The organism is Sphingobacterium allocomposti (assembly GCF_008124885.1).
GTDB lineage: Bacteria > Bacteroidota > Bacteroidia > Sphingobacteriales > Sphingobacteriaceae > Sphingobacterium > Sphingobacterium allocomposti.
Window position 1 is genome coordinate 91,049 of record NZ_VNHX01000007.1, and the last position, 20,267, is coordinate 111,315.

17 protein-coding genes are annotated in these 20,267 nt (G+C 48.7%); 8 read left to right on the forward strand and 9 right to left on the reverse strand.

Annotated features, from left to right (window positions below):
* Positions 1-12 precede the first annotated feature (12 nt).
* The 6 genes from BC792_RS07160 to BC792_RS07190 form a co-directional block, all read right to left on the reverse strand.
* Entirely contained in the window at positions 13-1,365 is a 1,353-nt protein-coding gene (locus BC792_RS07160) for a HAMP domain-containing sensor histidine kinase (RefSeq protein ID WP_148908310.1), read from the reverse strand.
* The gene (locus tag BC792_RS07165) at positions 1,362-2,072 is read right to left on the reverse strand and encodes a response regulator transcription factor (RefSeq protein WP_148908311.1); all 711 of its coding nucleotides are present in this window, start codon (positions 2,070-2,072) and stop codon (positions 1,362-1,364) included. Before BC792_RS07165 ends, BC792_RS07160 begins: the two co-directional genes overlap by 4 nt.
* A 187-nt stretch (positions 2,073-2,259) precedes the next feature.
* The gene (locus tag BC792_RS07170) at positions 2,260-2,550 is read right to left on the reverse strand and encodes a hypothetical protein (RefSeq protein ID WP_148908312.1); all 291 of its coding nucleotides are present in this window, start codon (positions 2,548-2,550) and stop codon (positions 2,260-2,262) included.
* A gap of 214 nt (positions 2,551-2,764) precedes the next feature.
* Positions 2,765-3,325 carry an NADPH-dependent FMN reductase gene (locus BC792_RS07175; protein ID WP_148908313.1) on the reverse strand — a complete coding sequence of 187 codons (561 nt, stop codon included), beginning with the start codon at positions 3,323-3,325 and terminating at the stop codon, positions 2,765-2,767.
* A gap of 781 nt (positions 3,326-4,106) precedes the next feature.
* Positions 4,107-5,654, reverse strand: a complete 1,548-nt coding sequence (locus tag BC792_RS07185) for a SusD/RagB family nutrient-binding outer membrane lipoprotein (protein ID WP_148908314.1) — start codon at positions 5,652-5,654, stop codon at positions 4,107-4,109.
* A 4-nt stretch (positions 5,655-5,658) separates the two neighbouring features.
* A complete protein-coding gene (locus tag BC792_RS07190) occupies positions 5,659-8,841 on the reverse strand; it encodes a SusC/RagA family TonB-linked outer membrane protein (RefSeq protein WP_148908315.1) in 3,183 nt (1,060 codons plus the stop codon).
* Between the two features lie 314 nt (positions 8,842-9,155).
* Here BC792_RS07190 and BC792_RS07195 point away from each other — a divergent pair, with 314 nt between their 5' ends.
* From BC792_RS07195 to BC792_RS07210, 4 genes are all read left to right on the forward strand, one after another.
* Positions 9,156-10,232, forward strand: a complete 1,077-nt coding sequence (locus tag BC792_RS07195; protein ID WP_170249982.1) for an AI-2E family transporter — start codon at positions 9,156-9,158, stop codon at positions 10,230-10,232.
* Between the two features lie 296 nt (positions 10,233-10,528).
* Positions 10,529-11,572 (forward strand): sensor histidine kinase, encoded by a 1,044-nt coding sequence (locus tag BC792_RS07200; protein ID WP_148908317.1) that lies wholly within the window; start codon positions 10,529-10,531, stop codon positions 11,570-11,572.
* A complete protein-coding gene (locus BC792_RS07205) occupies positions 11,569-12,327 on the forward strand; it encodes a LytR/AlgR family response regulator transcription factor (RefSeq protein WP_148908318.1) in 759 nt (252 codons plus the stop codon). The genes BC792_RS07200 and BC792_RS07205 overlap by 4 nt, the downstream gene beginning before the upstream one ends.
* Before the next feature lie 164 nt (positions 12,328-12,491).
* Positions 12,492-12,764 (forward strand): hypothetical protein, encoded by a 273-nt coding sequence (locus BC792_RS07210; protein ID WP_148908319.1) that lies wholly within the window; start codon positions 12,492-12,494, stop codon positions 12,762-12,764.
* A gap of 91 nt (positions 12,765-12,855) precedes the next feature.
* Here BC792_RS07210 and BC792_RS07215 read toward each other — a convergent pair whose 3' ends face one another.
* Positions 12,856-14,217 carry a PQQ-dependent sugar dehydrogenase gene (locus BC792_RS07215; protein WP_148908320.1) on the reverse strand — a complete coding sequence of 454 codons (1,362 nt, stop codon included), beginning with the start codon at positions 14,215-14,217 and terminating at the stop codon, positions 12,856-12,858.
* Between the two features lie 309 nt (positions 14,218-14,526).
* Between BC792_RS07215 and BC792_RS07220 the strand changes: the two genes are divergently transcribed.
* Both BC792_RS07220 and BC792_RS07225 read left to right on the forward strand, forming a co-directional pair.
* Positions 14,527-15,771: a sensor histidine kinase gene (locus tag BC792_RS07220; RefSeq protein WP_170249983.1), complete on the forward strand. Its 1,245-nt coding sequence runs from the start codon at positions 14,527-14,529 to the stop codon at positions 15,769-15,771.
* Between the two features lie 1,227 nt (positions 15,772-16,998).
* The gene (locus BC792_RS07225; RefSeq protein ID WP_148908322.1) at positions 16,999-17,328 is read left to right on the forward strand and encodes a cupin domain-containing protein; all 330 of its coding nucleotides are present in this window, start codon (positions 16,999-17,001) and stop codon (positions 17,326-17,328) included.
* A gap of 18 nt (positions 17,329-17,346) precedes the next feature.
* On the opposite strand, the gene BC792_RS07230 is transcribed toward BC792_RS07225, so the two are convergent.
* Positions 17,347-17,601, reverse strand: a complete 255-nt coding sequence (locus BC792_RS07230) for a hypothetical protein (RefSeq protein WP_148908323.1) — start codon at positions 17,599-17,601, stop codon at positions 17,347-17,349.
* Positions 17,602-17,683: 82 nt separating this feature from the next.
* On the reverse strand, positions 17,684-17,884 hold the full coding sequence (locus BC792_RS07235) for a hypothetical protein (protein ID WP_148908324.1): 201 nt from the start codon (positions 17,882-17,884) through the stop codon (positions 17,684-17,686).
* 248 nt (positions 17,885-18,132) lie between these two features.
* Here BC792_RS07235 and BC792_RS07240 point away from each other — a divergent pair, with 248 nt between their 5' ends.
* Both BC792_RS07240 and BC792_RS07245 read left to right on the forward strand, forming a co-directional pair.
* The gene (locus tag BC792_RS07240) at positions 18,133-19,287 is read left to right on the forward strand and encodes a DmpA family aminopeptidase (protein WP_148908325.1); all 1,155 of its coding nucleotides are present in this window, start codon (positions 18,133-18,135) and stop codon (positions 19,285-19,287) included.
* Positions 19,288-19,295: 8 nt separating this feature from the next.
* On the forward strand, positions 19,296-20,147 hold the full coding sequence (locus tag BC792_RS07245) for an aminotransferase class IV (protein WP_148908326.1): 852 nt from the start codon (positions 19,296-19,298) through the stop codon (positions 20,145-20,147).
* Positions 20,148-20,267: the final 120 nt, after the last annotated feature.

A 20,267-nucleotide genomic window follows, 5' to 3' on the forward strand; every position in this document is an offset into this window, starting at 1 on the left:
ATTAAAACAGGATTAAAGACGCTTGATGGTGGGCAGTTCAATCCGGACGGTTGTCCCCTTTCCCAGCGTCGAAGATACCGACAGGTCGCCCTCGTGCATTTTTATTATATTTCGGGCTAAGGGAAGACCGATCCCATAGCCGGAAAAATTCGCGGTGTTGGAGGCTCGGAAATAGGGATCGTAAATATAAGCAAGCTCCTGCTCCGGAATACCGATTCCCTCGTCTTTGATCAGAATGAGCACACCATTTTCAAAGGCGCCTAAGGCCACGTAGGCCGTGTGATTGGCGGAATACTTACAGGCATTAGAGACAATATTAGAGATGGCTAACTGCAACAAAGGGGCAGAGCCGTTTACCTTAAGCTTCATGCTGTCGTCCGGAAGCATGCTGAAATCTGTTTTGATATGAAATCGTTCGTTGATGGCCTTGACAGTCATCTCGGCGTCCATTACGATCTGATCGATGCGCACGGGCTTGAAGTTAAGGTTATTGTTTTCATAGCCGGTCCTCGCCAGCAATAAAAGTGCGCTCGTTTTCTTTTCCAGCTTCTCGGCAGCGTCGACAATTTTTAGCATAGCCTGCTTATATTCCTCAACGCTCCTCTCTTTAGAAAGAGCAAGATCGGCGATACCGATGATAGACGTCAAAGGTGTATTCAGCTCGTGGGAAGCATTGCTGATAAAATTTTTCTGCGTTTCAAACGATGTCTCTATCCGGTTCAGCATTCGGTTGAACGTGTTGGCCAGCTTGTTCAGAACGCCTTTATCCTTTTCCTCGCTCAGACGTAAGTAGAGATTTTCCGATCCGATTTTTTTTACCTCATCTATCAGTTCGTTAATAGGCTTTATGAAAGAACGCTTAACAAGGAGGGAGACGACGATGACAAATAGAACGCCCAACACCAGCGCTATCAGCAGCAGGTTGCGCAGATAGTTTAAGTGGTGCGTGTAGAAATAATTTTCTGCCGAAACGCCTACGATGTAATGCTTCCCTTTGTAGGGGTAATATTTTGTAGAATAGAAAGTATTCCCCACTTTGAAATTACTTTCTCCCGTTTTCTGTACCTGATTCCACAGCGATGTATCAAAGCCCGTTGTGTGTATGATCGATGATTTTCCGTCAAACTCAATGACAAATTCGCGCTGGTTGTTAAGTTCTTCCACGTAGGTCAGCGACCAGCCGGTATGGCTTCCTTTTCCGTTGAACATATGCTCTGCCGCCAGATTGCGCCGAAGATCCAGACGCTTATAAAAGTCGGCAAACGCAAAGTTCGTAATCGAATACATGATAAATCCCACAAACGCCACCGTGTAAATGACCAGTATGGCAATCAGCGCGTACAGTGTGTTATTATAGTTTCTCATGCATTCTCCACTTTTAACACGTATCCCATCCCGATAACGGTATGTATGGCCTTAACCGGCGTTACACGCTCAATCTTTTTACGCAGGTAGTTCACGTATACATCAACTACGTTCGAGCCGATGTCGAAATTTATTCCCCAGACTTTATCGAGCAGCTCGCTACGCTCAAAAACTTTTTCAGGCGACTGTATAAAGAGGAGAAGCAGGCGGTATTCCGTAGACGTGAGGTTAAGCTCATGACCGTCGGCGTACGCCACCTTTTTGTAGTCGTCGATTTCCAGAAATTTATAGTTGAACTTGCGTTTTTCGGTCGACTGTACCTGTTTGGCAATTTCCTGTTTACGGCGGATTAATGTTCTCACTCTGGCTTTCAGCTCAATCAGCTTAAACGGCTTGGACAGGTAGTCGTCCGCACCGCTGTCCAACCCTAGCACCACATTTTCGGCGCTGCCCAGGGCTGTCACCATCAAAATCGGCAGATCCGTATATCCGATGGCACGCAGGTTCTTGCATATCTCCAATCCGTTCATCTCAGGGAGAAGCACATCGAGAATAACAAGATGAACCGCATTCCGCTGCAGCTTATGAAGGGCATCCTCGTATCGCGTCGCATGAAAAACTTTGTAACCGTCCTCTTCCAGTCCCTGAATGATGAATTCGGCTACATTTTTCTCATCTTCCACTAACAATATTTGTTGTCCTTCCATAACCACCACGTTTATCTATAGATTTAACCTTAGCTAAAATAGAAAATTTTCGGACATAATCCGGAAAAGCCGCAACGAAATCGGGGGCGTATCAGGGGGGGGGCAGCAAAAATTACGCGGGAGCGGGATGACGATATCTCGCCGTTTCTACTGTCGGAAGAACAGCAAACGTCATCTTGGTTTACACCTATCGACAGCTATCCCATTTCCTGAAACAGCGGTAAAACTCGGTGGGGTCTTTCGGTTTGATCACCCGATAAGTGCGCTCATCGACCTTGGTACAGACGAACGCACAATGGAGGATGCGCAGCCAATCCATGTCCAGCTTGCTCAGACAATAGTCTGGAAACGAGAAACTGAAAGATTTGACGTTTCCAATATAATCGACCGACTGCTCCCGTGTGGCATCCTGAAACAGCTGCTTCGCCAATGCCGCACTCATATCCGAATCTAATATACCTCTAAACTGCTTATTCATACGTTCTGTGTCTTGTCTCGGGATTGTATATGAATAACGTTTAAACCGGCATTTCGTTGGCATCGGCGGCAGATTTTAACACCATGACACGCCTTTTTCTGAAGCCATGCCATCGTCCCTGCGCGTTATGGCCGGCGCCGTCTCTCGTGCTATATCGACCAAGCAACAGAAACGGGCGCCTTCCGCGGGTCAACGGCACATGAACAGGCTCTCACTATAACGGGTGTGCAGTATGTTGCAAAGGTCCTTCGAGCAGCAGGTTTATCAGCAGCTGAAACCGCTGCTCATATTCGGGGCTCACGCTGCCTTCGGCATCAAACAAATCCTTTTTCTGAATAGGAACGCTATAAGGAAGAGTCCATGCCCGCAACGACTTGGCGACGACGTCCATCCCGTTGATCCCCTGCATTGCCTGAACACCGTCTGCCCAGCAGACCAGGCCGATGCGTTTACCGCTCAGGTACGGACGGGACATCTTCGAACTGCATTCCAGCCAGTCCAGGCAATTTTTCATCACCCCCGTCATCCCGCCATGATAAAGCGGCGTAAGCCAAATGTGGAAATCGGCGTTAGTGAAGCGCAGATTCATAAGCTCTACGGCAGTCGGAATCTTGTTGAGCTGCATATCAAATAGCGGAATGCCCGCCTCAGCCATATTAAACACGTCCACTTCCACATCACGTGCGGACAACTTATCTTTCAGATGATTAGCAACGCGCTCCGATGTCGATCGCGGACGGCGGTCTAATGCACCGTTGAATATTAATACTTTCATTTGGTTTCTATTTACTTGTTAAACCTACCATCACCAGCGGCGCCCGAGCTTCCATGCTTGCTTCGCAACCGTCCGACTTATCCCCCTGCCTTTAATGCTGGCCGGTCCTGATAGATCAATCCATATTCCTGTCCAAGCAAAATTAGCATATTTTTAGTTTTACAATTTACTGATTCTCCGTAAATCCACCTAATATTTCTAATATATTGGCACAGCAAAAAGAAGAGCGATGAACACATCCCGTTTTACGGCGCATTTCGGCACGGAGGAGGATTGCCGGCTGCATTTGACAATAGATTCTTAGCTAAGACATTTCCTCTTGTTATTTTAAAAATTTCACCTACTTCTTTTGACGCCCACTTAGGGACATTATAAGTATTTTCACTTTTAAATCTCAATTGAGCAGAGCATATTTTCTTACTAAGCGTATTCACATAGGAAGGTGAATACAAAAAACTCCCTAATGAAGTTGGTGGCAATGAAACTTGTCCACCTAGAGAGGTAACTGCAAAAATGAAAGATTTACTTTTTGGTTACCATTCCTAGCAGGTCGAAACATCCTTGTATATTTCTTCTATATTTATAGGGGGTTAGTAGGGGGTTAATAGGGGTATAATAGGGTATTGATAGAGATGCTATCCCTATTAATACGCTCTAATTTCCCTGTAAAGTTGCACTTAAGGTAGAATCTGTGACGATTATGCACAGTAAAGCCAGTGGCCCTGCTGCCTATCGTTAACAGACAGCAGCTTCCACTGGCTTTCCAATCATTCGTTTACAGTTATTTGTTCCACCAGACTTTGGTCCACAGCACGTCGTCGCCCTGTCCAGCCAACGCCCGTCTGTAGTTCTCCCGATTCACACTTTGTTCTTTTAACGGATAAACAAAGCGTGACGGAATGGCGTCGCCGACCTCAGGCGAAAAACGGTAGGTTCGCGTTTGCCCTTCCACTATGCCGGACCAGACGATATCATCCTTCTTCACCAGAAATAAAGGATAACCTGTCCGACGGATTTCCGACCACGCCTCTATACCTTGGTTAAAAAGCGCTAAATATTTCTGTGTCAACACCGTTTCTTTCGATGCGGCCGGCAGCTGGTCGAGGTACGAGTTGGCGTCTTCGTCGGCTACTCCCCATTTTTCCAGAGAAGCCCGTACACCATTTTCGTATGCAGACTGGTCCCAGGACTTGTACTCCGCTATCAAAAACTCCACCTCCGCGTATTCCTGCAATACCTCCGCATAATCGGCCGCATTGATAATGTCGCCGGGCAGGGAAATCGCAGTTACCGGAAACACGTTGGCCGCATCCAGCGGCAGTCCATAGGGATGCCCCACGTACGCACCCGCGGCGTTGGTCTTCGCATACTTAGGCAACCGCGGATCCTGCGCCGTAAAGGGACCCCGCTTCCCTTGAAGCGCTTCCACAACAACGTGCGATACCGCGAAGTCTTTCCGGTTTGCCGTCACCGTTGCCCGAAACAGCGGCGCCTCGTTTGGTGACGTCTCCGAATAGCGAAACACAGCGTTGTCGGCATTCGACGAAAAGACGCCCTTGGCCAGCGCATCTTCGATATGGTCCCTTGCAAACTGTGCCTCCTTGTTAGCGATACGGTTGGCCAACCTTAAGCGTAACGAGTTGGCAAACTTGGCCCATTTTGCATTATCGCCGCGATAGATAACGTCGGCCTGGCCGAAGGTCGCTTCGGAACGGTATTTTATCAACGTATCTCCTGCCTGTCGCAGCTCCTGAAGGATGTCCTTATAAATCTTTTCCTGTGTTGCGTACGCCGGCGTCAGGTTGTCCGGATTTTGTTGTAGAGCCTGAAAGTCTGGATCGTCCGATCCGTATGATTGATATGGAATATCACCAAACACGTCGCTCAAGGAGTGAAATGCAAACGCCTTTAACACGCGGGCGATGGCGATCTGGTTCGCATTACGGCCCGCCGTGCCAGCGGCAGCAAGCGCTTTGGTCTTTTCGTCCGTATTGAGTTTGATAATTTCGTCTAAGTTGTTGAGCGCTTTATACATCCCTGACCAGTAATTATCGGCATATGAAGTATTGATCACATAACGCGACTGATCCGTATAAATATGCTGGCTGAAATACTGCGCATATAACTGTGCTCCCCGCAGCCCGATCTCTTCGCTACGCAATGCGTCAACCAGCTTTTTTTCCGCACTCACCAGAATATAAGGGGTAGACACCGAGGAGGGATGGTTAGGATCCGTATTGATCTCCTCAAAAAGATCCTTGGAACAGCTGCTCCCCGCCACGAGTATCAATCCCAAAAGAACAATTTTATATAATTTCGATATTTTCATGATGCTAAAATTTTACGTTGATGTTAAAGCCGTAGGTAAGTGGAGTAGGCATGTTGCCACCCTCGATCCCCTGAACATTTCCCCCGCTCGAGGTAAACTCGGGATCGATATATTTACTCTTCGTGTAGATGTTCCACAGGTTACGGCCGTAGACAGCCACACCCAAGCCCCTTACTGCTTTATCGCTGTTTAGTCTAAAGGTATATCCCAGTGTGACTTCGCGGAGCTTCACAAACGTGGCGTCGAAGATAGAAAAGGCTGTCGGCCCGTTGTACTCATTCCTGGCCCACTGCTGAGCCGTGATACGCGTGTCATTTTCCCTAGCATTACTAACGGTATAGGTTCCGTCGGCATGAAAAGCCACATCCCCCTTTACACCGTCCAGAACAACACCTGTTTCCCGAACATTATTAGCGGCTGTCTTATCCAATATTCCGGCATACATCCCAACCTTATAGGTCTGGGAGAAGAACTTACCTCCTACCCGTCCATCAATGAGAAATCCCAGATCGAAGTTCTTGTACGTTATCGTATTTTGAAATCCAAATAGGAACTTGGGCAATATCGACCCTAAAGGAACGAGCTGGGATGTGCGCATATATGTTCCGTCTGCCTGCACCACTCTCCTTCCATCGGCCGCATAAACAAAGTCGTATCCCAGCAACTGTCCATAAGACTCTCCCTCACGGGCCGCAAGAGTTACAAGTGTATTGCTCAGCGTAAGCGTGTTCACGAGCTCATCCAGCTTAACAACCTTATTCTCATTGCGGGACCAGTTGACCGCGGTATGCCACCGGACGTTCTCCCTCCTGATAGGCGTACCACTTAGTATGACCTCTACCCCCTTGTTTGTAATCTCTCCAGCGTTCAGCACCTTTGCGTCATAGCCAAAGGCAGAGGACACCGGCACCGGAAGAATCTGGTTACGCGAGCTATTGTTGTAATAAGTCACATCAAATCCCACACGGTTGCCAAACAATTGTAGGTTCATTCCGGTCTCCCACGAGCTGGTTATCTCGGGCTTCAGTGCAGCATTGTTTAATATGCTGGGCAGACTGTACGACGGAATTCCCGAGAATGCTTGATCGGCTTCATAGACCTTTAGCAACTGATAGGGGTCGGTATCATTCCCCACTTGCGCCCATCCCAATCGTACTTTTGCGAAAGAAAGCCAGCCTAAATCTTTAAGGCCCTGTAATTCACTGACAACGAAACTCCCCGTGACTGAAGGATAAATAAACGAATAGTTATCTACAGGCAGCGTCGACGCCCAGTCATTCCGCACTGTTCCATCCAGATAGAACAGGTCTCTATAACCCAAAGAAAGACTTCCGTATACCGATGCGATGCGCTTATGGTATTTATAGTTTTCAATTGTCACTGCCGACGCATTTCTCAGGTTGTAATAATTCGGAATGGTGAGCCCTCCCTGCGTAACAGCGTAATTGACCTTCCGTTGCTGATCCCGTAGGTTGGCTCCTACATTGGCTACTAAAGAAAGGTTGTCCCATCTTTTGTTGGCTGTGGCTAAGAACTCGTAATTATATTCGTTTAGCGCATTGCCCGACTCCTCATATTGCGACTGGCTCCTTGAGTACACAGCTATACGGTCTTCGGCCTGAAAATTGTAAATATCGCCATGCGCCTTGATGTCGAGCGTGAGCCAGTCCAACGCTTGGTATTGCGCCCCCACGTTACCGTAAAAGCGGTCGCGCCGCTCTTCCAGATAGCTTTCGTACGCCGACCAGTAAGGGTTATCGATGAACCGCGTTGCCTCGGCCGCCGGCGTGTTCTCCCAGCTTGTTCTATTCCAGGCCAGCGGCGTGCCGTCTTCCCTTTTATAGTTCCTCAACCTTTTATAGTCTACCTGTACGGCGCCCCATTGGAAGGCCTCCAACATAATATTACGGTTCGAAGCTCCGGTCCACGGTTTTCCGACCGAAGCATTCCGGATATAGTTTAACGTGGAAGATATCTTTAGCCGCCCCAGTTGCGTACTACCTGAAAAGTTCAGCCCGTTACGCGACAAGGTCGAGTTCGGCGTCGTACCCCCGACATTTTTGTTGGTATAAGAAAGACGGTACGCGGTATTGTCTGAAGTCCCCGCAATAGCGATATTGTTGGTATTGGCGAGTCCCGTCCTAAAAAAGTAGTTGACGTCGTGCTTAGGGTAAAGCCAAGGCGTCGGCTTCAGGTAGTCCGCCTCATCTTCGGGATTTAAGCTGTACCACTGCAGCACTTCCGTACCATCCAGCCGTGGTCCCCAGCTCTCGTCAGAAGCATAGTCCACTATTTTATAGTCGTTCCCGCCGATATTTACGGTCTGGAACGTCGTGGAGTATCCCTGTCCATAAAGCTTTTGTCGTTTTGGAAGGCGGACAACATGCTCAAGGTCTAACCCCGTATTCACGGAGATCTGTGTGCGCTGGCCGCTGACGGCCTTCTTGGTGGTGATCAGGATGACGCCGTTGGCTGCACGTGCACCGTACAGTGCCGCTGCCGAAGGCCCCTTCAGAACCGAGATATTTTCGATATCATCCGGATTTAGATCCTGAATAAGGTTGCCGACATCCTTCCCCGCGCTTCCATTGATCGTAGATGAAGAGTTCAGATCGGTGTTATCTATCGGGGTGCCATCAACGACATACAGCGGCTGGTTATTGCCCGAAATGGAATTTATGCCCCGAAGGGTCACACGCGAAGAGCCCCCCATATTTCCTCCCGATGTCACAACCTGCAATCCCGCAACCTTACCTGACAGGGCGCTCAACGCGTTTGTCGGCCTGGTCTGGAGTTCCACGCCCTTTACTTCCTGAACAGCATATCCCAGCGCTTTTTTCTCTCTCGATATGCCAAGCGCCGTGACCACAACCTCGGTCAGTTCGGAGCTCGTCGGGTTAAGTTTTATGGTCAGAAAATCGGTATTCAGATCGGTGATCGTAACCTCTTCAAACCCCACGAATCTAACCGTGACGGAAGGCTGCTCCGCTTTCACCTGCAGGCTGAACTCGCCATTGGTATCTGTTTGTGTCTGTACCTTCGTATTGTTATCCGTAATGCTTGCTCCCTGGATAGGCTGGTTATGCTGGTCAATAACCTTTCCCCGTATCGTGGTCTGTGCGTAGAGCTGTCCCGTTCCAAGAGCAAAAACGGTCCCCACTAAACTAAAAAAGTTCAACGTATTCATTCAAAAGTAAATGGTTAAGGTGATGAGCTACTGCTCAAATAGAAATGTTTGATGCGTCACTGCGGACCTTTATCGGAGATAATTCTTTCCTCAATTATCTCCTATACACATTCGTTTACAAGTAACAAGCGACATAGTTTTAAAATAACATAATTCCGAAGCGCAAAAATACACTAATCCTATTAATCTAGTAGACTTTTTTGTTAAAATAACGTCATGTTGTAAAAAACCGATTTACAACATCGGCTGGGGGTATGTACGAGGACACAACGAAACGCAGGATAGTTTGTTCTATCTGTGTTATCAACTCGAAAATGAACGCAAAACATACCACAAGCATTTTAAAGCTTCTATTAATTTTTACGTTGACGGTCATCATCCTGGTGTACGCGAAAAGCGTACTCGCCCCGATAGCTATTGCAGCTATCCTTTCGATGCTTTTCGTCAATCTCTCGGCGAAGCTGGAAAAAAGGAACCTGCCCCGATGGCTTACGGCTCTTCTCTCCGTATTCATCCTACTCCTTGCGGTAGCCGCTCTATTCTTCATCCTCAGCTGGCAGGTGCAAAGTTTCGCAGAAAATGTTGACTCCATGAAGGCGAATATGTTAAAATTGCTGTCCAGGGTTCAGGACTGGATACATAACCAGTTCGGGATTGATCAGGAACAACAAAAAGATATCGCTAAAGAACAGGTGACGCCTACCCCCACCAACGGAATGGCCGGCAACTTTGCCGGCAAACTAGTCGGGCTGCTGGTTGATATGGTTCTGGTATTCGTATACACCTACCTCTTCTTATTTTACCGCAGCCGGATAAAGAGTTTTCTTATCCGGATCTCGGCGCCAAACGATCAGGAAAGAGCATTGAACATCGCCCATTCGTCGGCCAAAGTGGCTACAGACTATGTGGGCGGGCTCGTAAAAATGATTGTTGTGCTCTGGATTTTATACGGCATAGGGTTTAGCGTCGTCGGGGTCGAGAACGCAATTTTCTTCGCCGTGCTTTGTGGTGTTCTGGAACTTGTTCCGTTTATCGGCAACCTGACCGGGACTTCCATAACCATCCTCGGCGTTCTGGCTCAGGGCGGGAAGGGCGATATGGTCGTTGGCGTCATTATCATCTACGCCCTTGTGCAGTTTGTACAGACCTACCTTTTAGAGCCACTTATCGTTGGCAACGAGGTAAACATCAACCCCTTATTCACGATTATCAGTCTCGTGGCTGCCGAAGCCATCTGGGGCGTACCGGGAATGATCCTCGCGATACCTGTGACGGGAATTGTCAAGATAACATGCGACAGCATCCCGAGCCTTCAGCCGTTCGGCTACCTCATCGGAAGCGACAGGAAACGTCGAAAATCCATCTGGAAAAGGCAAGGCCGTCCGGCCTAACGATTTCGCCGCAGATTAGTACGCCGTCTGGTCAAGGTAATAACTGCGTTGCAACTGAAAAAGACAAGTCATACGGACTGTTTCGACGGGCTTCAGAAAAATGGTGATTTCAAGCGGAGCGACAACGAAGCTAATTCAATAGCCGCTTCAAGCTGCATTTCCTTCCCTGACTTATCCCGAAAAGCCTGCATGAAAGCGCCTTCCTGCCCTTGCTATGAAATCTCTGAGGTCATAAAGAATTGTCGAACGGAGGTGAATATCAAAGATTCGGTTATCTTTGTACCCAAAAGACAAACATGGGATTTCTCCGTAACAGATGTGATTATCCTCTTAAATACTGGATTAAACGTAGCGCGGGCTTCTCGCTGTGCATCGTTGCTATCCTCGTCATCGACTCCCTTTATAAGGATCAGTCCCGTTTCTGGTTAAACACAGGCGTAGGCTTCATCGGCTTTTTTAGCATAATACTATGCAATCTCGTACTCCACATACATTTCGACGTCAAAGACCCAATCAAGTCGCCCCTTAAAGTTAAATTGCTGAGCTTCCTGCTCACATTTACCGTCTGTCTGTCGATGTTAGCCTTTTCGGCTCATCTGGGGATGTTGACACATGAAGAATGCCTGATGATCGAAGGTTCAACGCTGAATTTCTTTCTGCTCTCGGGTTTCCGCGCCGCAATCTTAAATTTTATTGTCCTACTTTGGCTCTATTTCCTGATGACCGACTATTTTAAGAATCAGCTCGAACTGGAAAGGTCAAAACTGGATAAGCTGAAGGAGCGCGCCGTAAACCAGATGCTTAGACAGCAGGTACAGCCCCACTTTCTGTTTAACGCGCTCTCGAGCCTGAAATCACTGATCAAAAAGGACAGTGCCATGGCCGAGTCGTACCTGCTACAGCTTTCAGACTACCTGCGGGGCAGCTTTATGACGTCCGAAGATGGGCTGGCCACCGTAAAGCAGGAGCTGAACCTATGCGAGGGCTATCTCTCTATGCAGAAGATCAGATTTAAGGAAGCTATACAGTATCATATACAGGTGTCGGAAGCCGTGTACAAGGACCTGCTTCCAATTTTTTCGCTACAGCCTCTAGTGGACAACGCTTTAAAGCACAACCTATACACCACCGAACAGCCCTTGCATATCACCATTCTGGAGAAGGACGGCTGGATCATTGTCCGCAACAACGTATGCCCCCGCAAAACATCTGTCGAAGACAACAACAACTATGGTTTAAACAATTTGAAGGAACGTTTTAGTTACTACCTTAAAGATAGCGTGATCATACGCGAAGACGGTCCTGCTTTCGAAGTACACGTCAAAATTATTCAGGCATGAGAACCATCATCATTGAAGACGAAGACTTAACGGCCGAAGACCTAGCGCTTACTTTAAAACGACTGGAACCAGCTACCCACCTATGCGCGCGGCTGTCGAGCGTCAAGGAGGCTATTGCCTATTTCGAAAACCCGCCTGAAATAGATATCATTTTCAGCGATATACAGCTGGGCGATGGTGAGTCATTCGATATTTTCAAAGCCGTTCAGCCGCAGGCCCCGATTGTATTCTGCACTGCTTACAACCAATACATGCTCGAAGCCTTTCAGCATTTTGGGCTGGATTATATTCTAAAGCCGTTTTCGGACGAAAGCATCCACCGGACGTTAGACAAATACCGTATGCTCCGCCAAACATTTAACAAGTCGGCGTTAGACATGGTAAATGCCGTAGATCAGCCGGCGAAGCTACCGGATGGTCGGAAAAAATCCCTGATTGTCATCCACGGCGATAAAATTATCCCCATTCAGCTGCAGGATATTGCACTCTGCTACATAGAGTATGAAAATGTTTTCGTGAAGACACACACAGGAAAAGAATATATCGTCAACAAGTCGCTCGAAGAAATGGAGCATTTATTGGGGGCCGATTTTTTTCGGGTCAACAGGCAGCACATCCTGAAACGGGATACCATCGCTTTCGCGAACATGACGCTCTCCCGCAAGCTGGTGCTGACCCTTCATGTGGAGCATCCGATCAAAATTTCCGTAAGCAAAGAAAAATACCACACGTTCATACAGTGGTTAGAGGGATAAGTTCACGGCCGCTGACCAACCATTCGCCGAATGAATGGGCAGTTCAACCGAAATTTTGTCCGTTTCGCCCGAATTTCTATTTCGGATAAGGTGCAATCCTTGCATATTTGTTCTGTGTCCATTGCGACATACAGACCGGTACAATCTAAACAAATAGTACAACCATGAAAAAGTATGTATTGATTTTCAAAACTTCTATTCGAACTATTTTAGAGCGCTCGCATCTGATCAGCAAACTTTACCAAGTATCAAAAGATGTAAAGTTTGCCACCATCGATTTAGATGACGAAGATTTCATACTACGGGTAGAATCCACACAGCGGAACGAAGATTTTATCTCCAGATTCCTGAAATTAGAAGGGCATCAGGTAGCTTTTCTCGCCGCCTTCGAAAAAGACGAACAAGGTCGTCCGCTACTGCAGGCAGCCTATTACTAGAGAAAGACATACCCATACGTATTTTTTCGACCGCTATGTATGGGCAGCCGCTTATACGTCCTTCGGCAGACCAAAACTGTCCGAAGGACGCTTACTGTCCTGTGCGCTCCTCGTTACTCTTAAAGTCTTCCACCAGCACACTCCAAACCACATTCGCTGCGTCGTCTGTCACCAGCATATAGGATTTTGTAAACGCCACCGCGACGGGCCTGCCATAAACTTCATTGGTCTGTTCGTTCGCAATAAAACCAGTTAAGAAGTCCTGAGGTTCTCCCTTCGGCCTCCCTTTATCGAACGGTATAAACAACACCTTATATCCCGAAAAGGTAGACCGGTTCCACGAGCCGTGCTGCCCCACATAGGCTCCCTCGGGAAAGCCCGGCGCCTGATTAAAAGCGAGTCCCAGGGACGCTGTGTGCGCGCCCAAGGCGTAGTCCGGCACGATCGATTGCGCAACCAAGGTCTTGGGCTGACGGTTTTCCCACCGCGGGTCGGGGTGAGTTCCCCAGTACGCATACGGCCAGCCGTAGAAACCGCCTTCCTTGACGGAGGTAATGTAATCGGGCACCAGCTCATCGCCTAATTCATCCCGCTCGTTCACGGCCGCCCACAAAGTCGACGTACGGGGTTCGATCGCCATACCTACAGGGTTGCGGATACCCGTAGCGAACTGACGCTCATTCTTTCCATCGAGATCGACCTCCAATATGGCCGCCCTCCGCTCCTCATGTTCCATGCCGTTTTCACCCACGTTACTTCCGGATCCTACGGATATAAATATCTTGGAGCTGTCGGCATTCAGCACAATATTGCGTGTCCAATGGTTGTTATACCCACCCGCCGGCAGATCGACCAGCTTCTCACCGGTCCCCAATGGCTTGCCATCCCTGTAGGGGAACCTTAGCAGCGCATCCGTATTGGCAACGTAAAACCAGTCTCCATGCACGAGCATCCCATAGGGCTGGGACAGGCCTGACAGCACCATCTCCTTCTCGTCGGCCATCCCGTCGCCGTCCGTGTCGCGGAACCGCCACACCTCATTCGGGCTCGCACTTCTAAACTGGTTCCTCGAATCTACTTTCTCATCTTTATCGCCCGGTTTTTCCGTACGGGCCTGTGCCACGAAAACATTTCCGTCCGGTGCTACATATATATTCCGCGGGCTATTCAGCCCATCCGCAAAGCGGGCCACCTTAAAGCCCTTGGCCGCCTCGGGATGCCGGCCTTCTTTCCACCCTAAAATTTTGGCAAACTTATTTTTTGATGGTGTGGCCAATGGCTCCTGTGGGACGATCTGCAATCCATATTCTGTATCGTGCGCCAGCGAATCGGTTCCTCCATTTTTAATCCGGTGTGAATCCCGCTTCGTATTACCGCACGATGCGGTAAAAATTAGAACGCCTATAGCTGCCAGAAAACGGAACCTGCGGTCTGCTACCCTTCTTTTAACCATTGTCAATCTCCTTTTCTTTACTTTAACAACAAATTATTCACCTAAGTTATAACAGAAAAAATGCAGAATGGTTCTCTACAGGTTTACACTCCGTAAAAAATCGTATCGGCAACGCGGCAATGGCCATATCTGCCCCACAAGAGCGGACCAACGCTTGCCACGAACTTTTTTATTCGTAACTTTACGACTTACCAACGACCGAAAGGAATCGCTTTACCTGAAATGGGAGATGTCTTATTTATCTATAAAAGACTCATAAACACGGGAGTAAATCCGGGGAGGTCCTATTTGGAAAATAAGCGTACACAGATGCTCAATCTTATTGCCGCTATGTGTGCTCCGCTGACTCTCTTTTTTTTTGTTTTAAATATCTCCGAGTCCCGCTATCTGCTTTCGGCCATTAATCTATCAAACTGTCTCGTTTCCGCATCCGTCTTTGCGCTTCATCGCGTCGGCCGTTATGGTACCGCGCGGATCATGCTGTTGGGCTTTAATTTCATCTTCTTCACGCTTGGTAATTATTTTTATCAGAACGGATCGATATATTTTTTACTTAGCATTTTAATTGTCAGTATCTTGGTATACGACAGCAAATGGCTACAAACCCTCTTTGCAGGAAGCATTATCGCGATTATCGTCTGGCTGACGTTTTACCCCAACCCCGCCATAGAGGCTGATCAACTTTCCATGGGCAGGAAAATGATGAATACCGTAGGTGCGCTCTTCTTCATCGCTTTTATTATCGCTTTCTTTAAACATATCCAATATGATTATCAGGCCAAGATCGAAGAGCAGCATAAGAGGCTGAAGGACATAAACGACAATATGCAGAACCTGTTTTCCATTGTCTCCCACGATATCAAAAGCCCACTGGCGTCCCTGCAGAACATGCTCTCGCTTTTCAAGGCCAATCTGCTGTCGGCAGAAAATGCACAACATTCCATCAACCTGATGAACAAACGCGTTGTGCAGCTCAATATAACCCTCGAAAATCTCCTCCACTGGAGCAGTAAAAACCTGGACGGCATAGAGACCCACCCGAGCTACATTAATATACGTAACGCGGTCAAAGAAACCTGCTACTTCTTCGAACCCCTGGCCGAGCAAAAGGCCATTACGTTTACCATCAATATACCGGAAGGCCTCTTCGTCTTCGCCGACTACGACCAGCTGGGAATCATTCTACGCAATCTGGTCAGTAATGCTATTAAATTCAGCTTCCCGAACGCATCCATATGCCTGACGGCCAAACCGAAAGGACAACAGGTACATCTTCAGGTCATTGACTTTGGGACGGGCATGGAACAGGAAAAAGCCACGCAATTGTTTCTGCACCTTCAAAGCCCCATGTTCGGTACGGACGGAGAACGCGGATCAGGTGTAGGTCTTTTGTTGTGCAGCGAGCTGGTCAGGCGGAACGGAGGAACGATTACGGCCACCAGCAATCCGAACCAGGGGTCGATATTTACGGTCACGCTGCCCGCGGGCGTACCGAAAAGCCCGTCCGGAAACCAGACGTCAGGAGAGACGACGACGAAGCAATCGATCTTCTAATAGCTAATGGCAGATGGCAGATGGCAGATGGCTATAGCCGTAAAGGCGTTGATTTGCAAAATTGTAAAGCGAGAGGCTAATAGCGGATGGCTATTGGCAGATAGCTAATGGCAGATGGCAAATGGCTATAGGCCAGCAGCCATTAGCTAGTAGCCGCAGAGTCGTTGATTTGTGAAGTCGCGAGAAGGTACGACGAAGCGATCTAACCTGCTAACTATTCTAACTTCCAATTTCTCACTTCTCATATCTCATATCTCACTTCTCATATCTCACGTCTAATATCTGAGTTCTCACATCTATATTGCCCCTCAACCCGGGGCGGGGTTTTACTTGGAAGGACCCAAGTAAACAAGGTCCTCCGGCCGAGGTTCTTGGTGCTACCGTGCCTTATCATAGCCTAAACCGTTCCGAACTTACTGCGTTCAGACAAGGAACGGTTCTTAACGGCTATTATGGCGGCCCGCTGACGCAGTCGAACCAATGCCGGTCCTTCCCCCAGTGCAAGGCCGTGGAACCGTGAAGACTACTTCGTAGTTAGATGGGTTGTTCGTAAAGTCGTGGCTCTTGGCGTAAAGATTGACCCCGTAGGGGTCATATATTCATAGAAAAATGTGACATCCATCAGACGACCCTGACGGGGTCGAATATATTAGCGATTGGGGGAGATCGTGAAGTCGTTGATTTGCAAAGCCGTAAAGCGAGAGGCTAATGGCAGATAGCTAATGGCAGATGGCAGATGGCTATAGGCCAGCAGCCATAAGCTAGTAGCCGCAGAGTCGTTGATTTGCAAAGCCGTAAAGCGAGAGGCTAATGGCTAATGGCTATTAGCAGATGGCAGATGGCAGATAGCTAATGGCAGATGGCAGATGGCTATAGGCCAGCAGCCATAAGCTAGTAGCCGCAGAGTCGTTGATTTGTGAAGTCGTAAGCGAGAAGCTAATGGCTATTAGCAGATGGCAGATGGCAGATGGCAAATGGCTATAGGCCAGCAGCCATAAGCTAGTAGCCGCAGAGTCGTTGATTTGTGAAGTCGCGAGAAGGTACGACGAAGCGATCTAACCTGCTAACTATTCTAACTTCCAATTTCTCACTTCTCATATCTCATATCTCACTTCTCATATCTCATATCTCATATCTCACGTCTAATATCTCACTTCTAACTTCTCACTTCTAAAACATTGTACCTAAAAAACAGTTTATCTAAATTTGGTAAACTAAAAGCAACATATGACAGCTTTATTTGGCGACGATAAACATATCCCATGGGTCGACTTGGGGAAAGGCGTAAAACGGAAGGTGATGGTATACAACGAAGAACTAATGGTTGTCAGGGTACAGTTCGAAACAGGTGCCGTCGGCGAACTCCATCGGCATCCTCACACCCAGACTTCCTATGTCAGCGCAGGGAAGTTCAAGTATACCATAAACGGCCGGGAGCAAATCATGGAGCAGGGCGACGTATGCCTCGTTCCGGGCGGTCAGCTCCACGGATGTGAATGTCTGGAAGCGGGCGAGCTCATAGACGCCTTTACCCCCTATCGGGAGGACATGATCTAGCAGCTACGGCGGCACCCGCTAGTCTTCCACGACAAAGCGGATTTCCTGCATCGAGCGGCGGTCGCGGAAGCTCACCGAAAGCCGCTCACGGATGCCGTGAAGCAGCTCGTAGTTGGGATCCGCCTTATACGCGCGTTCAATCTCCCGGAGTGCAACAAGCACGTCCTGATCGTCGTCACATTCTTTATACACCTCCTCGGAGAATGTCCCTAAGTGTCGGTCCTCGACACTTCTGACTATTTTAATCCGTCTTTCGGGTATCGTGATTTCCATATGTTAATAACCGTGTTAAAAATTTCAACCAGCGTTCGATTCAAACCTTCTAGACGATGCGTTGCCACTGAATGCTGATCCCTTAATTTTGCGTTCCCTGATTTCCCTGTTGCATGATGCTGTCCCGAGGCACCTCCCTCGCCGCCGAATCGCCGATGCTATCATCCTGAACGGTCGGCGCCGCCGACTCTGGCCTGTTGTGTACGTTGGTACTGCTCTGGCATCCTCCAAGAATGCTGATCAAGCCCGATAATCCTAGTATACACCAAATTTGCTTATTCATACCACCTCCTCTTTTTTTACTTATTTAACACAGATGTCAACAGGCGGTTCCCCGCCTACACAAATTCGCGTATATGCTCCGTAAGAAAAGGTGTTTTTCTTAGAAAAAAGGGGGAAACACGCGCGCGGTGCACGCGCTACCGGAGCAGCGGGCGGCAGTGGTCTTTTGCTATTACCGAAAAAAGGCCGAATACCATTCCGCGGACAAACGTTGCGGAAAGGCAAATAAATAGTTAGTTTTGATAATAGATGATACGATTCGGCATTATACTGCTGTCACTTATGGCGGCGATCGCTTCCTTCGCTCAGGAAGCGAACAAGGGAAAACGAGCGCGCGACTACGGCGTTGAGATCGGTGTCATGCCCACAGGGCGATGGAACGCCATTACCGACGTGCAGGGCGTCAAAGTGGGCCATACGACCATTATCCGTGGAGACACTGTTCACACCGGAGTCACCGCAGTGCTACCGCATGGCGAAAACATCTTCCAGCACAAGGTTCCGGCGGGCGTCCTCATTGGAAACGGCTTCGGGAAGCTAACAGGATCGAGCCAAATTGAAGAATTGGGCAATATAGAAACGCCCATCATTCTTACCAACACGTTGAGTGTCGGACCCGCCGTCGAGGCCGTAGTACGCTACACATTGTTACAGGAAGGCAATGAGAAAATACAATCGGTAAACGCAGTCGTCGGAGAAACCAACGATGGCACGTTGAACGACATACGCGGTATGCACGTATCCGCGGGGGATATTATTTCGGCCATTTCCGCAGCCCAATCGGGCGAGGTGGCCGAAGGAAATGTGGGCGCAGGTACCGGCACTGTCTGTTTCGGCTTCAAAGGGGGCATTGGAACGTCTTCCAGAAAGCTGCCACCATCCCTTGGCGGCTACACCGTGGGCGTACTCGTCCAAAGTAACTATGGGGGAATACTGCAGATCAATGGGGCACCTGTCGGCGCTGAACTTCAGCAATATTCATTTCGTGACAAACTACTCAACAATGTGGATGGGTCGTGCATGGTCATCGTCGCGACAGACGCGCCGCTGGATGCGCGAAACCTAAAACGGCTGGCGCACCGGGCCTTCCTCGGCCTCGGAAAAACAGGAGGCATAGCGTCCAACGGCAGCGGAGAATATTTCATCGCTTTTTCGACGAACGAACAGTCGCGTATTCCGCACCAGACAGAAGACGCCGTGCTAACGCTGCCCACGCTGCAAAACGACTTCATGTCTCCGCTCTTCATGGCCGTCATCGAGGCCACCGAAGAAGCGGTCATCAACTCCCTCTTCGCGGCGGAGACCGTCAAAGGACACCACGGCATTATTCAGGCACTGCCGAAGGAAAAAGTACTACCTATTCTCGAAAAATATAACGCAATAAAAACAAACGTAAAACCATAAAAGCACGCATGCAACCCCTAAAAGCTATAATCAACGGACGTCTTTTGTTGGACAATGAGGCAACCCTGAGTATCCACGATCTATCCGTCACCCGCGGCTACGGCATATTCGACTACTTCAAGACGGTCGATGGGCGCCCCATATTCTGGGAAGATAGTCTCGACCGGTTCTTCCACTCTGCACAGCTCATGGATCTTCCCGTCCCGTACACACGCACGGAACTAAAAGACCAAATACAGACGTTGATGCAAGCCAACCAGATCGCCGACTCCGGAATCAAGTTATTACTTACCGGCGGGGACAGTCCGGACGGCTATAGCATCGGAATCCCTAACCTGATAATTACCCAGCATCCGTTACAGCGGAATGCCGACAAAGAGCAGAACGGAATAAAGCTCATCACTTACGCGTATCACCGTCCTTTCAGCAGAGTGAAAAGCACAGATTACGTAATGGGTATACAGGCGTTAAAAAAAGCAAAAGCCGCCGGCGCAGAAGATGTTGTCTACGTACAGCATGGCCTACTCTCCGAATGTCCACGGGCAAATATCTTTCTGATTGACAAGGACGGTACATTGATTACGCCTGAGGAAGATGTTCTCGCAGGCGTGACAAGAAGATACATACTGGAAATGGCCCGCCCACATATGAAAGTCGAAACACGCAATGTGACGTTGGAGGATATGACAAACGCCTCCGAAGCGTTTATCAGCAGCACGACGAAGAACATCACGCCCGTATTGCAAATCGATGACGTCGTATACGGAAAGCAGCCGGGTCCGCACACAAGGATGCTTCAATCCCTGCTTAATCAGCTGATATACGACAGAGAAGCGGCGTCTGCTACACACCTGCCGTAGTAGCTCCGGCTCTTTTGAGACCGGCAGCCCCTATACTTTCGATAATGCCGCGGAGTATGGGGGCATACTTCGCCGGACACAAAGCCCCCTATAGGAAGACCGCCTATAATAGCCGAAGCG

Coding starts and splice junctions, on each gene's coding strand:
- BC792_RS07160 (WP_148908310.1), bottom strand. CDS start 1,365: ATGAGAAACTATAATAACACACTGTACGCGCTGATTGCCATACTGGTC.
- BC792_RS07165 (WP_148908311.1), bottom strand. CDS start 2,072: ATGGAAGGACAACAAATATTGTTAGTGGAAGATGAGAAAAATGTAGCC.
- BC792_RS07170 (WP_148908312.1), bottom strand. CDS start 2,550: ATGAATAAGCAGTTTAGAGGTATATTAGATTCGGATATGAGTGCGGCA.
- BC792_RS07175 (WP_148908313.1), bottom strand. CDS start 3,325: ATGAAAGTATTAATATTCAACGGTGCATTAGACCGCCGTCCGCGATCG.
- BC792_RS07185 (WP_148908314.1), bottom strand. CDS start 5,654: ATGAAAATATCGAAATTATATAAAATTGTTCTTTTGGGATTGATACTC.
- BC792_RS07190 (WP_148908315.1), bottom strand. CDS start 8,841: ATGAATACGTTGAACTTTTTTAGTTTAGTGGGGACCGTTTTTGCTCTT.
- BC792_RS07195 (WP_170249982.1), top strand. CDS start 9,156: ATGAACGCAAAACATACCACAAGCATTTTAAAGCTTCTATTAATTTTT.
- BC792_RS07200 (WP_148908317.1), top strand. CDS start 10,529: ATGGGATTTCTCCGTAACAGATGTGATTATCCTCTTAAATACTGGATT.
- BC792_RS07205 (WP_148908318.1), top strand. CDS start 11,569: ATGAGAACCATCATCATTGAAGACGAAGACTTAACGGCCGAAGACCTA.
- BC792_RS07210 (WP_148908319.1), top strand. CDS start 12,492: ATGAAAAAGTATGTATTGATTTTCAAAACTTCTATTCGAACTATTTTA.
- BC792_RS07215 (WP_148908320.1), bottom strand. CDS start 14,217: ATGGTTAAAAGAAGGGTAGCAGACCGCAGGTTCCGTTTTCTGGCAGCT.
- BC792_RS07220 (WP_170249983.1), top strand. CDS start 14,527: ATGCTCAATCTTATTGCCGCTATGTGTGCTCCGCTGACTCTCTTTTTT.
- BC792_RS07225 (WP_148908322.1), top strand. CDS start 16,999: ATGACAGCTTTATTTGGCGACGATAAACATATCCCATGGGTCGACTTG.
- BC792_RS07230 (WP_148908323.1), bottom strand. CDS start 17,601: ATGGAAATCACGATACCCGAAAGACGGATTAAAATAGTCAGAAGTGTC.
- BC792_RS07235 (WP_148908324.1), bottom strand. CDS start 17,884: ATGAATAAGCAAATTTGGTGTATACTAGGATTATCGGGCTTGATCAGC.
- BC792_RS07240 (WP_148908325.1), top strand. CDS start 18,133: ATGATACGATTCGGCATTATACTGCTGTCACTTATGGCGGCGATCGCT.
- BC792_RS07245 (WP_148908326.1), top strand. CDS start 19,296: ATGCAACCCCTAAAAGCTATAATCAACGGACGTCTTTTGTTGGACAAT.